The 15,962-nt window shown below is 42.2% G+C and carries 11 protein-coding genes; 10 read left to right on the top strand and 1 reads right to left on the bottom strand.

Annotated features, from left to right (window positions below; all coding sequences use genetic code 11):
* The first annotated feature begins 99 nt into the window (after positions 1–99).
* The 3 genes from C6H00_RS04565 (at position 100) to C6H00_RS04555 (ending at position 3,193) form a co-directional block, all read left to right on the top strand.
* Positions 100–921, top strand: coding sequence for an RNA-guided endonuclease InsQ/TnpB family protein (locus C6H00_RS04565; protein ID WP_104749849.1), 822 nt, complete (start codon positions 100–102; stop codon positions 919–921).
* Positions 922–1,115: 194 nt separating this feature from the next.
* Positions 1,116–1,481, top strand: coding sequence for a hypothetical protein (locus tag C6H00_RS04560; RefSeq protein ID WP_233704415.1), 366 nt, complete (start codon positions 1,116–1,118; stop codon positions 1,479–1,481).
* An 881-nt stretch (positions 1,482–2,362) separates the two neighbouring features.
* Entirely contained in the window at positions 2,363–3,193 is an 831-nt protein-coding gene (locus C6H00_RS04555) for a hypothetical protein (protein ID WP_104749847.1), read from the top strand.
* Here the strand turns inward: C6H00_RS04555 and C6H00_RS04550 are convergent.
* Positions 3,181–4,482 (bottom strand): SEL1-like repeat protein, encoded by a 1,302-nt coding sequence (locus C6H00_RS04550; protein ID WP_158655730.1) that lies wholly within the window; start codon positions 4,480–4,482, stop codon positions 3,181–3,183. The two genes, C6H00_RS04555 and C6H00_RS04550, sit on opposite strands and share 13 nt — an antisense overlap.
* Positions 4,483–4,557: 75 nt before the next feature.
* Between C6H00_RS04550 and C6H00_RS04545 the strand changes: the two genes are divergently transcribed.
* The 7 genes from C6H00_RS04545 to C6H00_RS08520 all read left to right on the top strand — a co-directional run bounded on the left by C6H00_RS04545 (position 4,558) and on the right by C6H00_RS08520 (position 15,948).
* The gene (locus C6H00_RS04545; protein ID WP_158655729.1) at positions 4,558–5,292 is read left to right on the top strand and encodes a hypothetical protein; all 735 of its coding nucleotides are present in this window, start codon (positions 4,558–4,560) and stop codon (positions 5,290–5,292) included.
* Between the two features lie 623 nt (positions 5,293–5,915).
* On the top strand, positions 5,916–7,847 hold the full coding sequence (locus tag C6H00_RS04540; protein ID WP_199769188.1) for a hypothetical protein: 1,932 nt from the start codon (positions 5,916–5,918) through the stop codon (positions 7,845–7,847).
* Positions 7,848–7,904: 57 nt separating this feature from the next.
* On the top strand, positions 7,905–9,860 hold the full coding sequence (locus C6H00_RS04535; RefSeq protein ID WP_104749844.1) for a hypothetical protein: 1,956 nt from the start codon (positions 7,905–7,907) through the stop codon (positions 9,858–9,860).
* Positions 9,857–11,098 carry a hypothetical protein gene (locus tag C6H00_RS04530; protein ID WP_104749843.1) on the top strand — a complete coding sequence of 414 codons (1,242 nt, stop codon included), beginning with the start codon at positions 9,857–9,859 and terminating at the stop codon, positions 11,096–11,098. Before C6H00_RS04535 ends, C6H00_RS04530 begins: the two co-directional genes overlap by 4 nt.
* On the top strand, positions 11,095–12,321 hold the full coding sequence (locus C6H00_RS04525) for a tRNA methyltransferase (RefSeq protein WP_104749842.1): 1,227 nt from the start codon (positions 11,095–11,097) through the stop codon (positions 12,319–12,321). Before C6H00_RS04530 ends, C6H00_RS04525 begins: the two co-directional genes overlap by 4 nt.
* On the top strand, positions 12,321–14,501 hold the full coding sequence (locus C6H00_RS04520) for a hypothetical protein (RefSeq protein ID WP_104749841.1): 2,181 nt from the start codon (positions 12,321–12,323) through the stop codon (positions 14,499–14,501). Before C6H00_RS04525 ends, C6H00_RS04520 begins: the two co-directional genes overlap by 1 nt.
* A 1,288-nt stretch (positions 14,502–15,789) precedes the next feature.
* Positions 15,790–15,948 (top strand): hypothetical protein, encoded by a 159-nt coding sequence (locus C6H00_RS08520; protein ID WP_158655727.1) that lies wholly within the window; start codon positions 15,790–15,792, stop codon positions 15,946–15,948.
* The last annotated feature ends 14 nt before the right edge of the window (positions 15,949–15,962 follow it).

Below are 15,962 nucleotides of genomic sequence, written 5' to 3'. Positions count from 1 at the left end.
AGCCGCCCTAAAATTCCCAAATTCAAGCCTAAGGAGGGCGTGGCTGTGGGGGTTTTCACAAACCAGCAAATTAAAATGACAAAAGGATAGCTTACAAAAATTAAGTTCCCAGAAAAGGCTAATTTAAAAAGACTCATCACCAAGATAAACCCCCAAACTTCTAGGCTAAAGCAAGTGCGCTTCATCCCTAAAACCACTTGCTTTATCGTGGAAGTGATCCACGAGCAAACCACACAAGCCCCACAAGTTCAAGGCGATGGCATTATGGGTATAGACTTAGGACTTAACAACTTCGTAACTGCAATAGATAATCAAGCCAAGCCCTTTATTATCAAAGGCGGAGGGGTTAAGGCACTCAATCAGTGGTTTAACAAGCTCAAAGCCCATTATCAAGCCAAAGCCAAGACTTCCAATAAGCGCTTTTGGACAAAACGCTTAGGCAAGTTAGCCCTATGGTGGGAGTGTAAACTCAATGACTTTATGCATAAGGCGAGCCACTATGTGTTGGAGCATTGTTTGAAAAATGGCATTTCTACGATTGTAATTGGCAATAATGAGAGGTGGAAGCAAAAGCTCAATTTAGGCAAAAGGACTAACCAAAATTTTACAAGCATCCCCTACGAGTCTTTTATTGACGAACTAGCCTACAAGTGCGCTTTAGCAGGCATTACGCTACACATTACTGAGGAAAGTTATACTAGCAAATGCGACCACTTGGCAAACGAGCCCATGCAACACCACGAGCAATATTTAGGCAAGAGAGTTAAGCGAGGATTGTTTAAGTCTAGCACGGGTAAAGCCCTAAATGCTGATATTAACGGCGCAATCGGCATTTTAAGGAAAGTATTCCCTGAGGCGATGCAAACCCTAAGGGATAGCGGGGTAGTGTTCACCCCTGTAAAAATTTCATTGGCGTTTTAACACGATGGGAAAATTTACGAAAAATAACTTAATAGCTTTAATGAGGCTAAAGGGTTTTTTTGGACATAGAAAGTTATTTTAAGAGGGTTTGTGCCAACAGATCAGGAGGACTAAATAGTGCTATTATTATCCAAGTCCATACCATTAGGAAATATATTATGTTCGTCAGATGCGTACTCGTCATATTAACCTTTATGTGTCTTGAAGCTAAGGATTTTGTGATCCACTGCAAAAAATGTATCATCACGGCTAATCTTAGCGATGCAGAGATTGCCCAAACCAAAAAAGAAATGGGCGAGGAAGCTTTTTATGTGATGGCTGATGATGCCAACTATGAAAACTATGATGTTATGAGCTATGCAGAGGCTAATCATATCCCCTATGTCGTTGTCGGTGAGGATTATAATTATTTGGTTACACCCAAACAAAGAGTCAAAATGGAGAATAAATGGGGTTATTGGCTTTATACGCAAGGCAAGCCGATCAAGTTTTTCCTCAACCTATTTGAGGAAGACATCAATGCCTATTTTGCTATCAAACATCCTAAAACCCCTCAATAATCTACTCTGAGTTTAAAAATCCAAACTACACCAAAACCCATGAGAGATACACAAAAGATTTTTACGAGTGTGCTAGTCTTTATCTTGAGTCTATGCCTCTCTTGGCAGAGCCTACACGCCTTAGAATCCAAAGAAGCGCAGGCGGTGGTGAAAAAATAGATGGATGACTATTGGAAAGAATATTGGAGAGAACATGGGTATACAACTCAAGATCCCAATCTATGCACTTTTTTTGATAACGCACAATGGGTAGCGACCATCCATGACAACATAAATTCACACACGGGGACAAAAATCTCCATGATAAACCCAATAAGACGGATTCCTATACTTTGATTTTTTATCAGGGTTGTACTGCGTTGAATTCCGCTAGACCCGCTCCTGATGGTCTACACGCATGCGTGGGCATTTTACACAATGGGCAATTATCTAAGGGATGTTTCTCAGATGCAATTATATCCATTAAGGTTAAAAATAATCTCTTGGTTGTCTCGAAGGAAGCCGCAGACCTTGTAGACGATCACTACTACAAAGACCAATACGCTTTTAAAATGTTAAGTGGGCGTTTTACCTAAAAACTTATAGCACAAAGGTTTTTTTCTGCCACGACTCCGATCTACAAGGATACCCCCATGGAGATGCTAGCAAGGCAAGGAGGGGCTGGATGATTTCCTAGGAACATATGCAGACAACGGATACGGAGATTTTGGTAATGCTACGCTCTTGTATAAGTTAAGGCTTGCATGCTTTGCAAAAGGTAGGTGCAAGTTTCTCAATTTCAAGGCACTGCAAGAGGCATGCAAAAAGTATAGCTCAGATTCAGAGCGGGATCACTGCCTTTTTAGTGCCGACTAGAAGAACATGGACAAACAAGGAACAAAATGAAATTTCTCATCTTTTTACTATTAACCTTACTCTTAAATGCTACGGATAATACAGACGATGGCGAGATTGTTAGCGATGGGTCGTACGAGATTAAAACCATCAAGATCGATTCTTTATTAATGGATTCTAAGGGCAATGATCTCGTGGATGCCAAAGGCCATCCTATTTACTATCCAATCCCCCAACAATTTGTCTTCACCAAAGGCGATATTTCTGACTCTAGGATTTTAAAAGTTAATACAAATCTCACAGATTCTAAGGGGCGTTCTTTTTGGGATAAGGTCTTTGTGGATCATCCTAAGGATTGCCAAAAGCTTTTAGATTTAAACCCCAACAATAAAGAATTGCCCAACTACCCAAACTATAATCTCTATTATAAACCCACTTTGTTAGCAGCTAATCAAGGAGATAGTTTAGATGGTGAGGAGTATATAGAGAGTGCGAGGTTTGGGCGCGTTATAGATGTCAAGGTGAAGGGAGATATTTTTACCATCGTTTATACCAACCTCATAGAAACTCTTAGCGACTTGGGAGGTGATCTGACAAAATCAGAGCACTTGAGGATTTGGGAGGAAGATGGAGAGATCAATCCTAGTGGTGGTATCACCTATCTTAAATTTTTAGACAATAACACAGCGACCTTTGTTGTGGATGCCAATGGAGCATACACCAATGACTATTATAAAAAGTATCGACCCATTAAATATTTCACACAAAAAGATGTCCCTAAAGTCCACATCTGCCCCTACAGCGCAACAACGCTTTTAGAAACTATCCAAAAGCGACACCCAGAGTGGAAGAGCGATTCCTCCCCTCACTCACAATAATCATCAAGGTCCTCTCCCACACACAGGATATCCCTCCCATGCCCCTCGTATGCGCGCGCTTTTTTGGCATCTTTTGGCACCCCTAAGCCTTTTTTGTACAATTTTGCTAACGATAGATAACAATAGGCATTCCCCATGTCTGCGCATTTTTGGTAGTAATGTGCTGCCTTTTTGTAATCGCGTGGGATATGGGGAGCACTAGGGTCATTTTCATCCCTTTCCCAACCACCATAAAAATAAATGTCGCCAAGCATGCCATAACCATCCTCATCTCCCAAATCTCCCGCCGCTTTTAAATACTCTAAACTCTTGCTAAGCAGTGTCCCTTCCATTTGTGCCAACTTGATATACCCCTGTGCGTCCCCTAACTCTCCTGCCTTTTTATAATACTCCATCGCTTTATTCTCATCTACATACTTTCCCATGTTGGTGTAGGCGTTGGCATTCCCCATCGCCGCCGCCTTTTGAAAATACTCCAACGCTTTATCCCTATTTGTCCCAATAATTAGAGAGTTAAGATCAAATAGGATACTCCCCGTGCTAAGATTGCTGCTCTCATCTTGATAAATCAATCCCAGCTCATTATAGGCTTGGCTATCCCCCTTTGCCCCTGCTTTTTCCAGCACCGCTACTGCCTTAAGATAGTATTGCTTGGCTTTTTTAAAGCTACGCTCAAATCTGAAATCGCCCGCAGCATAATAGTAGCCTAGTGTTGTGTAGGCATTAAAGTCGCCCATTTCCCCCGCCTTTTCAAGATAAGACGACCCCTTTTGAAAAATTTTTTGCTTGTATTGGACTTCTTGGGAGTATTGGCTAAAGTCTTTAAGACTGCAAGTATGGTTGCTCCATTGAACTCTAAGATAAAGAAATCCAACTCTTTCATAGATATCTGCCCTCTTTGGATTCAACTCTAGGGCTTTGTTAGCGTATGACAGTGCTTTCTCGCAAGCAAAAGGCTCTCCCTTAGCATTTTTGGCTATTCTGCCATCTGCAACCATGTCTGCTAGCTCAAGATAGGCATCTGCTATCCCCATCTCTCCAGCTTTCTTAAAGTAATTAAAAGCTTTTTTGCCCTTTATATCCATATCCACATATTGCCCATAGTAATACATCAAACCTAAATGATAGATCGCCTGCGCCTCTCCTCTTTGCGCCTCCTGTTTGTAAAGTTTAAAAGCTTTGGGGTAGTCTTTTCTCTTGTAAGCTGCCTCTGCTTGTTCTAAAAGTGTTGTCTGAGCGCCCAGCACACCCACCACTAAAAGCACCACGATAAGATATTTTCTTAACATTATCATCTCCTAATTGTTGGATCATTAAACCCAATGACTTAAACTTTTTAGATAATTACCATAGGTTTTAGAGTGATGAGATTAGTTAAAATTTGTCTTATGTGGATAGGTTGGATTGCCCTAACTTACGCCCAAGAAGCCACCCTAACCCAAATTGATTTCCCCGGGCATGTCAATTCTGAGTGTGTTTTAAAATTTATCTCTTTAGTGGAGCATAGCTCTTTTAATTTTAAGCAGTGGGATAGCGATCATAAGGGCGTAAAGTGGCTTAAAGGTCATATCTCCTATTACATAGACACATGGGATCAAAACCATATTATGGCTAAATTGTATTTCAACTGGCAACAAGACCCCAAGCACCCCGAATTTTTAGGCACGGGCACAATAGGCTGGGCAAATTATGATCTTAAAACGCACAAATTGCAAGATGTAAACGGACTTGATCTCACCTTCCCCTTACAATACGCCCACCAACTAGAAACATGTTTGCAATTTTGCGACGCCAGCCAAACTAAAGTCCTGCAGGCGCGCTTTAAAGATCAAAATCTGCAAATCCACCCCCTAAAAGTCATCACGGGCAAGGGCAGGGCGTATTTTTACTCTGCTCCTAACAAGCATTGTAAAAGTAGCGATCTCTTTTTGATCCCTAAAAACAAAGTCTATCTTTTACAACAACATGGTGCATTTTCTTTTGTAGCTTTTAGGCGTAAAGACGGAGAGATCGTTAAGTTGTGGATCAAGAGTGTCAGAATATCAAGCTTACCCCAATCACAACAAGGCTTAAAAAACATGAGTAAGAACGACAAATAGACAGGATTTATCACAAATAATTAATAGCAAAGGAGTTTAGATGCGCTATGTTATTGGCACTAGATATGATGAATCAATCAAGTGCCCTTATTCCAAACCTTTAAGCCTAAACCCCCCAAGAAGCGCATTTATTAAGGACGATCAAGGTGTATGAAGCCATGCGAGTTTTGCTAGTCTTGAGTGGGAGCATTCCCGATTTTAATTGTGCAGAGACTTTAAATGTTCCCGTCCCTAACACTACCACAAGCGTGCAGAGTTTTTAAACTTATGGGATTTTGTCTATGCCCCTCTATTTAAAAAGCACCAAGAGGGCGTGGATATTCTAAAAATCTTAGAAAACTTGCCAGAAAGCCAACCAATGGATAAAAATGTGAGGGCAGACTTAAAGATTTTTTAAACAGATCAGACTTAGACAACCTCCTAGAACTCTTGACTTTTCTGCTCTATTTGAAGGCAAGTGAAACAAAAGTAGCGCCTGATTACACAAAGAGTTTTGATGAAAATAGGCAAAAAACTTACCGCGTTTTCAGCTAAAAGTTCTTGGGCGTGGATTTTAATTAGAGGTCTACTACGATTTGCTAGACTCTGATGATGAATCTTTAGAACAACAAAAGGGCTAAAAGATGTGCGAACATATTAAGAGATTACGGGCAAAACAACCTCCCTCCAAGAGCGAAGAGCATTACTCCGATTCCAAGTTTTTAAACACGCTAAAGCACCTCTTAATCTTGTGGGGTTTGTGCTTGGCATGCCTTGTGGCTGAGGAGACAATAAAGATCGATGGGCAAGCCATCTTAGAACAAAACCACATTCTAGGCAAGGTGGTTAAATCTGTGGATACTGATAGTTTTAAGGTGCTTGTTGTAGATTACAAGGACAAATGGGCGGCATGGTGGGTGGATAAAAGAGACCTTGAGCTAGCCAATAAACCCCTCCCTAGCGACTATGGTTATGGTTCGCATGTTAGCCAAACATACGATGAAATAGCCGCCCACAACCAAGCCATGCCCCTAAAGATGTATCAACTCCTCATCAGTGGGGCAAAAAATCCTCAGGCACACACACCTGTTTTTAAAGAAACCTTGCTTTCTTTAAAACCCTTGCAGGGCACGCCTTGGAAGAGTGTTATCTTTGATGGTCCTAGTGTGTGGCTGATGGACACAACTACCACCCAAGCTATAGAAGTGCAACAAGCCTTTGGAGATCATGCCACTCTCTTTAATGAAATCAATACGCGTGCCCAAGAATTGCGCACTAAAAACGCCCCCCTCCTCTTTGGCTCTTTTTTTAAAGTGCTGCCTAAACCCTGTTTAGATCACTTCCCCTCAACAAACCCCCAAGCTCCTGATCTTTATTTCATTTTGAGTTTTGGGCATAACCACAAAAATCTCTACCAACGCACGCAAGAAATCCTTAACAAATTCCCCACCATTATCAAGCACTACCGCGTGCATGTTTTCCTCATAAACAATGTGGGGGAGTTGTCTGCAACTTACCACTACTTCAAAGAAAGATTCCATGCCACCTCTACTAAAGGTGCTTGTAAGATACCACATGGCCCGTTAAAAGAAGTGCCTAAAGGTGCTGAAGAAGTGGGCAATACGGGTAGAGATTGGCAAACATTTCTCTTTGGCGTTATAGACAACAGCCGCCACGCACTTGCAAGAAACCCCAATAAAACAGGGGCATATTTACACAACAACAACCCCACTCCACTTATTTACAATCCTAAAATAGGGCTCATCAGCGCGCGCGATTTTTTAAAGAGTTTAGATGCCCCCATAGGGGATAAACCACCAAAAAAAGCGCAGGGTCTAGATGCTTACAAGATTTTAAAAAAGGCTAACTTGACCCATGCGCCTTTTCAAATCGTATTATTGCAAGACAAACAAAGCCATGATAAAAGCGTGTGGTTGTATAGCCCACAAATTAAGCTGTGGTTTAAACCCGGGCGTGTGCGCGGATTGCATAAAGACGATCAAGCTCTCTTGAATGATTTTAAAGAGGAGGCATCGGGTTATAATTATGTGAAAGCCTATGCCAAACCCCTAAAAACCTTTTTCCAAAAAGCCCATAGAATCGATCTGGTGCCTAAAAATGCCAAGAGAGATTTTTATGTGATTGTGCAGGCTTCGCCCGATTTTACTGATGACCTTGCAAAGAGTAATAACACCCCCATCAACCTAGTTTCTAAAATCCTAGCAAAGTTCCAACAAGGGAATGCGGTGCATGTCATTTTGGTGGGATCATTGAACCGATTGCCCGTTTATGATTGTGGTCAATATTATTGTGATGGGAATGACGACACTAGGGTTGCTGAGGCTTGTTTTAATGCAGTTAGCAAAGCACGCAACATTGCTGAAAAACTCAATGTGATAAAAAAAGGTTGTGGCATTCATGGAGAGGATGGCTACTATTATTTCAAAAATAAAGAGCCCGGGAAGAGTGCCATTGCTTATAACACCACCAATTTAATAGATGATGGCAATGGCATGTTGGAAGTCCAAGGCTGGAATCATTTGAATGAGTTATTGCCAGACCCTAATCAAGAGTAAGCTAGGACTAGCACACTCCAAGGATTTTAATTAAAACTTTAAAACAAGGATTAGACAATGTGCAGAAATATTAAACGATTATCTAAGTTTTTACACACACTCAAGTGTCTTTTGATCTTATGGAGCTTGTGTTTGGCATGCCTTGTGGCTAAGAAGATACAAGGGATCGATGGGCAAGCTATTCTAGAGCAAAATCACATTCTAGGCAAGGTGGTTAAATCTGTGGAAACAAGTCTATATCACGATGGTTACTCTTATAGTCCGGGTTATAAAATGCTCATCGTGGATTACAAGGGCAAATGGAGCGCGTGGTGGATAGATAAACAGACGCTTAGGCTGACTAATAAAAGACCAGATAATTACTATGGCGCTCTCCCAGACAATGAAATAGCAGCCCACAACCAAGCCATGCCCTTAAAGATGTATAACCTCCTGACAAACACGAAAGGCACTTCTTTCACTAATTTTATTGACTTTGATGAAACTCTACTTTCTTTAAAGCCCTTGCAAGGCACGGATTGGCAGAGTGCTACTTTTGATGGCCCTAGTGTGTGGCTCATAGATGAAGACACCACCCAAGCTATAGAAGTTGCGCAAGCCTTTGGTGCAAATGCCACTCCCTTTAAGCAAATCAACACGCGTGCCCAGCAATTAGATGCCAAAAACGCCCCCCTTCTCTTTGGCTCTTTTTTTGAGGTGTTGCCTAAATCCTGTTTGGATCACTTCCCCTCCACCAACCCCAAAGCCTCCGATCTCTATCTTGTTTTAAATTTTGATAATTCTGATCTGCATTACACTAATCTCTACCAACGCACCAAAGAAATCCTTGACAAATTCCCCACCATCTTACAACGCTACCGCGTGCATGTCTTTGCCTTAGAGCGGGACATTAGCTATTGTGATACGCAAGAGGTGAGCGATAAACCAGATTCCTATGGCAACTATAACACCTTTGATCAAGCCCACCCTCCCTGTGAAACTCTTTTTAAAACTTACCAACAGCTTAAAACGCAATTCCACGCCACCTCTACTAAAGGTGCTTGTGAGGTGCCCGATGGTCCGCTCGCAGAAGAACCCAAAGGTTCTAAAAAAGTGGCTGATACGGGCAGAGGCTGGGAGACCTTTCTCTTTGGCATTGCAGAAAAACACAATGAGACACCGGGATATATAGACAACAACAACCCCACCCCCTATATTTACAACCCTAAAATAGGGCTCATCAGCGCGCGCGATTTTTTAAAGAGCTTAGACACGCCCATAGGGGCTAAACCCCCCAAAAAAGCGCAGGATTTGAGTGCCTACAAGATTGTCAAAAAGGCTAGCTTGAGACATGCCCCTTTTCAAATCGCACTCTTGCAAGACAAACAAAGCCATGAGCAAAGTGCGTGGCTTTACAGCCCACAAGCCAAGCTGTGGTTCAAACCCGGGCGTGTGCGTAAGTTGCATAAAAACGATCAAATCCTTTTAGGCGATTTTAAAGAGGAAGCATCCGCTTATAATTATGTGAAAGCCTACGCCAAACCCCTAAAAACCTTCTTCCAAAAAGTCCATAGAATCGATCTAGTGCCTAAAAACGCCAAGAAAGACTTTTATGTGATCATGTCGTTTTCGGACACGGACTATGGGCTTACAGCCAGTGAGGACACCACCACCGATCTAGATTCTCAGATCCTAGCAAAAGTCCAACAAGGGGATGCGGTGCATATCATTTTAGTGGGCTCACTCGCCCAACTCCCCACTAATGATTGTGGCGATACGGTTTGTGATGATGAGGAGCTAGATTGGGTCGCCAGCACTTGTTTTAATAAAGTCAGCAGGGCGCATAGTCTTGCGGCAAAGCTCGAGGCTTTTAAAGGATGCACTTATGAGGGCGATCCCACAGAACCCGGGCAGAATATCATTAATGACAACACCGTTAATTTAACAGACAGTGCAGGCATGCTTGAGGCACAAGCGTGGAGGCATTTCAATGAGCTGTTGCCCGATCCCGATCAAATAAAGAAGTTTCAATGATCCGCTTCATCTGTATCCTTTTATGCATCAGTCCCCTATGGGCTGTCAGCGTTGATTTGGTCCAAGAAATGCAACAAGCCCGCGCGCTGATGGTTAAAATTTACTACCAAGCTTTCAAAGAGCGTTGCGATCGCGTGGATAATGGCATGGTCTATTCGATTGCCATGCAAAAGGAAGCGCCAGCCCTTGTCAAGCACCTGCAAGTCTTTATTAATCATATCCCGCTTTTACAAGCCCTCCAACCCAAAACCCCCCAACAAGCCCAAGCTATCAAGGCACTCAAAGCCCTTGAGATGTTTAACCTCGCTGCTCTTTTGCGCGATTCTACTCCCGGTATTGATGATTGTAATGATTCCCCAGAGCATCCAGAGCGTGTTAAGCCCTTTAATGCCCAACAGAACGCGTCAAAATTTTTAAAGAGCGTAGAGTTGATCTATGCCCCCTTGCTGGAGGCTTATCATCAGGGTTTAGACATGGCGGATTATTTACAGGCACTGCACGCCAAGTTTGATCCGCTTTTCCTTTATAATTATTGGTCTAACATGCAGACCCAAGAAGATATTTTAAACATGACTAAAGGCGCGAAGACTCCGACTATGCGCCATTTTTTTGAGGATTTTAAATACATTAATGTGCGCAATGATTTGAGCGGTTACAACACCAATATTTTTGATGTGGAGCCTACCAGTCAAAATTTTTTGCAAGATCAGATCATCAGTGTTATGGGTGTCAAGGTGCAAGATTTGGAATTATGGGTAACTTATTACCAGGCGCGCACCAAAACTTTCTTAGGGAATAGTGCCGATCAATACACCAGCAACATGGGTCATTATTGGGAAATTGTTACCAATGTGCGCGCAATGAAAAACCCTTGTGGTAATGGTTTGATGTTTGGTGGCAATGGTTTGATTTCTGCAGGCGATCCAAATTTCCATAATTTTGTAGAAGCGATGAAGGACATGACAACAGCGATGCAGCTAACCCTCCCCAAAAACCCCACTCCCTGCTTGCAACCCCAGTATTTAAACCAAGAGGCTAAGGCAGTATGCTTGCAAATTTTTCAACAACACAGCTACGACCCCAAACCCCTACAAGAATACCTAAACTCCCTGCGCCTTGTCTCCATTGACAACGCCCCCTGTGTGTATCTTAACTCTAAGGACAAGCTCCAAAGCTTTAAGTCTGACAACGCGCTATGTTTGGCGTTGCAAAAGCATTTAGAAAAAGGGCTTAAATGATCCGCTTGCTTCTCTTAGCTCTCTTGCTCTTAAATCTACAGGGCAAAGAGCCCCCAAACCATAAAGACACCCAATTTTTCAAGGCGTTTAAGGCACTCCATGACTACATGCGAAAATCCTTTATTGCGATATACGATGATCTAAAAAACCCGCCTGACAATCCAGTTCTCTTAACCGATCTGACTCAGACTATAGGAGATTACACAGATGCCTCCATCCCTCTAGCCAAAGCTGTAGCCAAGCAAGTCCCCTTATTTCAAGAGTTTAAGCCTAAAAACAAAAGAGAAGAGCTTTTCTTAGCCCATGTTAAGGATATGGCAATGCTCCATGTCCTAGACATTCTAGACATATTCTCTGCAAATATTGTTCTTGAGGCAAAACTCGATGATGTCATGGATATTGAAGACGCATCGCTTACAGAAGACCCCAGCACATTTTTAAACGCCACCGCATGGCTCTATGCCCCGCTTTTCAACGCCCACAAGCTAGGGCTAGATGTGATCGCCTATCTAGAGCAACTCCATCGTATCTTTTCTAAAAAGCAGGTTAGTTTTGGAAATATCATTGACTTTAATCGAGCAAGACTTCAAGACTTAATGAAAAGACTTCAAGACTTGATGAAAAAAAATTTCAAAAACATTGTTCCCTATAAACCTTTTAGAGAACGCTTAGCTGAAGATATGCGTAACGCATGTTGCAGGACTAACAACATCTTTAAGGAACTCTTTGAGGGAACATCTGGACACTACAGGTATTGGGTCTCTATAGTTTTAAACACCATCTTAGATTTAGGGCAAACTCCATCTATCATGGCTAGTCTTTTTGGTCAAGAGGCAATACATAAAAACATTCAACGCATAGACCCCGAACACCTATCCGATCTCTACACAGCACGGGTGATCCCACTAGAGCGCAACGCCCCTTTTTACGACAGCCTAAGAAATGATAACCCCAAGATTTTAAAAGACACGCTAAAAGACCACCCCACAATGTGCCTAAGCCCCAAATATTTAAGCCCAAAATCCCAGCAAACTTGCCTACAACTCTTTCAAGAGCAAACCTACAACACTAAAGACATTCAAGAGCAATTACACCTTGTGCGTTTAATCTCTATTGATAATGCCCCTTGTGTGTATTTAGACCCTAAGGACAAGCTACAAGCGTTTAAATCCGATAATGTGCTATGTTTGGCATTGCAAAAACATTTGAATAAGGAATTTTGATGGTGCGCTTGTTTATGATAGTCTTTTTGTTTGTGGCATGCACGCATGTCCAAAAACCTACCCCACCCCTGCCTACCCCTCAGCCTACACCTACCCCTCAGCCTACCTCTGCCCTACCTACAGCCCTCCAAACCCTTCAAGAATACATTAAAAACCCACAGGAGGAGGACCCTTTGAAAGTCAGGGACATTGAGATGAATCTAGCCCAAAAAGTCCTAGATCAAGTGCCTTTGATCCAAGCCTTCAAACCCAAAGATGCCCAAGAAGCGCGCTTTTTACAGACACTCAAAACCCTAGAAGCTTTCTATTTGGTGATTTTGATCCAAAATCACAAGGAGGAGAAACGCGAAACCATCGCACAAATGTTTTTAACCGATTTCAATCTTCTCTACGCCCCGCTTTTCAACGCCCACAAAGCAGGGTTAAACCTTAGGGAGTATTTAAAAAGTCTTGCTGCAAATTTTGAAGGGGATATGCCCTACCAGCTCAAACGCTGCCAAGATAATTTTGATAAAAAATGCATTAAGCGTGAGGTGAGCAATTACGCAGGTAGCCTAGAGTATTATATAGAATTCAACAAAGAGGGGATTTTAGCCCCCCTGTCAAGCGATCTGGAAGGGGTTGATCGTATCTATAATCGTTTTCTCGTGTCTGTCTATGATTATGTGTGGTCTGAGATCACTTTGGGTTATTGGGATAGACAGCGGATTTTTACTGATGTGAGCACACGCGCGCAGGCATTACAAGAGTTTGATTATCTCAAAGTCCTGCATTTGGTGCGCGCGCTAGATATGAGCACTAATGTAGACGCTTATCTGGATTTACAAGACATCACCCCCCAACTTTTGCAAGATCGCCCTAGCATTTGCCTACACCCCAAGTATTTAACCCCCAAACTCCAACAAGAATGTGTGATTGCGCTTAATTCTCTACCAAAAGACAGCCAGATTTTAAAAACCCAGCTCCAACATTTGCGCCTGTTTTCTGTGCATAATAACCCCTGTGTGTATTTAACCTCACAAAACAAACTCCAGCTATTCCCCTCTAAAAATGCCCTCTGCCAAGCCCTGCAACAACGCTTACAAAAAGAATTTAACACGCGTATTTGGCTAGACTTGGCTTACAACTACAAGCCTACCCCTCTTGATCATCTGATTCAAACTGCTAAGCAAATAAAAAGACTTATGGACAAGGGTTATAAGGCGTGTGATCCGGGGCGTGATCTCATTACAAGCGATGTTGTGCTAGACGACCTTCCCACTTTAGAGAAACTAGGATACGCATTTATCGACCAAATCCCTCTTTTGCAGAGATTAAAACCCAGAGACAAGCAAGAAGAGCGCTTTGTAACAGAATTAAAAAAATTTGAACTGATGCATCTCTTTACCCTGCTCTTTGGCTCGCTTTTAGATGATGAAGGTGAGCATCCAAGACATATCCCTCTTAAACAGGTGGTGCAAGATTATCTCAAGGTCCTAGATTTTATCTACTCTCCCTTGATTGAGGCGCACCAGCGGGGTATGAATTTCAACACTTATATAAGCGCCCTGCAAGCCCACCCCTTTTACCCCTCCAGCTTTAAAGATACAATCGACTACTTTTCAGAACACGAACAAAAAAGCCCCAAACCTATGTTGCCCGTGCAAGCTTTCTTTAAGGATTTCAAAATTGCGGAGCTGGCGTATAGATTAATCAATCCCGAACTCTCTTACGCCCTCTTGGGCGAATACATTGAGGGGGATTATGCAGAGACTTATGCGATATGGAAATGGCATTTAGGCGATAGTGATGTCAATCCGATCCTAGATGAGGATGCCTTGATGCGCACCTTTGCCCCCTTCTTTATCCAATATGGGACTCGATTCTTTGAACTCTTGTTTGAGAGTTATTACTACACCTTTGATGATCCCCTCTCTAGCCCGGAATTAGATGTAGCGACTTTGCAAAAACACCCCCAACTCTGCCTCAAACCCAAATACTTACGCCAAAAATTCCAGCAAGCGTGTTTGAATATCTTTAAAGATCGCACCTACAGCCCACACGCTTTACAAACTGCGCTAGGCGATCTCGCCCTAGTGAATATAGATAAAACCCCGTGTTTATTCCGCAACACACAGGGCAATCTCCAAAAGCTCCCCTCTACAAATCCTTTTTGCGTAGCATTGCAGAGTGGGCTTTGAGTGTGCCTTTGTGGGATTACAAGGGCTATTTATTATCTAAAGAGGTTTGTTTGCTCTAATTTTAGCATTATTACAGCCTCTTTGATCGCCTTTTACAAGCCTTTTGGAAATATTCTAGAGCCTTATTAGGTTCGTGTGTATACAGTGGTACAAACCCCCCAAATACTAATAACCATCCGCATCGCCTAAATCAATCGCTTTTTGATAATACGCGATGGCTTTGGTGTGGTTTGTTGAAACATATAATCCATAGATACGCATAAATTTCCCAAAACCAAATAACCCCTAGTGTATCCTAGATCGCCTACTTTTTAAGGTATGCTATGGCTTTGGAATAATCTATAACTGATCCTTGTAGCCTTGCTATATAAATACCCTAGACCCACATAACCCCTAGAACCCCCATATCCGCTAGCTTTTGGTAATATTTTAACGCTTTGGGACAGTCATTGTCTTGATTAAAGGCTTTTTTGCAATAGAGTAGTATTGATCTGCCTCTTTGCTTGCATGCACGCTCCCCGAGCAACATAAACTGATTAAGGCTAGCCTGAGTAGGTTCTTGATGGCGTTTGTCATTTTTATTTCTTAATTTATTATCTTTAAGTGAAAAAGGATGATAATAAAGCAAAAAATCTTTAAAACCCTTAGTGCTAGAATCAAGCCTTTAGCCTTAAAACTATGTTGTGGGACTCTTGTAGAATCTAATAGGCATTTCAACTATAATAGCTATGTGTCTTAGTAATATCAAATGAAAAAGAGGGCAGATTTTTGCTAGGTATTGGTGTTGGTGTTAGTAAACGCCATGTGTCCAACAAAGTTTGGGTGTGGTGTTGTGCCATTAGCGGGGTTTTTAATGCTCTGGCTGTGTTGGTTTGGTATGTCCCATTTATCGATGCCATGCGTACTACGCCCTGTAAGGATCCATGAGTTTTGACATGGTGTATTTTACACTTTTTAAAGAGGGGGAGGCACAGATCCATATGACTTCACTATTCCTCTGTAGCCAAAGAGACTTACAAGGACAAAGACTATGCCAAAGCTTTCTAATATTTTCAAAAAGCAATGGAGATAAGGGATGCCGTGCTTATTATGGTTTGGGGCATATGTATCAATACGGACAAGCTGTGCTACAGTCAAGAGACTAAAAAGAATAGGGAGAGAACTAAATAGGATTGAACATTCCAATTGGCCGAGATAAAAATACATCTCAGGACGAGAGAGAATATGCGTGTTTGAAAATAACGATGATGCGTGGCACTGCCAAAACATTTAGAAAGAGTTTTTAGATGTGCTTAGGTTTAGTGATTTTATTGTTTGTGGGCTTAATGCACGCATCGCCTACAAAATGGCTTGCACAAAGGAAGTTTTGCAGGCTAAGGTGTCGGAGCATTACGCTACCTCTAGTAATGTGCGCTCTAGGGGATCACAAGGCTTTGCAACCCAATAAGACCCTCAAAATTT

Origin of the sequence: Helicobacter cynogastricus (assembly GCF_900197855.1) — a bacterium.
GTDB classification, from domain to species: Bacteria; Campylobacterota; Campylobacteria; order Campylobacterales; family Helicobacteraceae; genus Helicobacter; species Helicobacter cynogastricus.
This window is presented reverse-complemented; position numbering and strand designations above follow the sequence as displayed.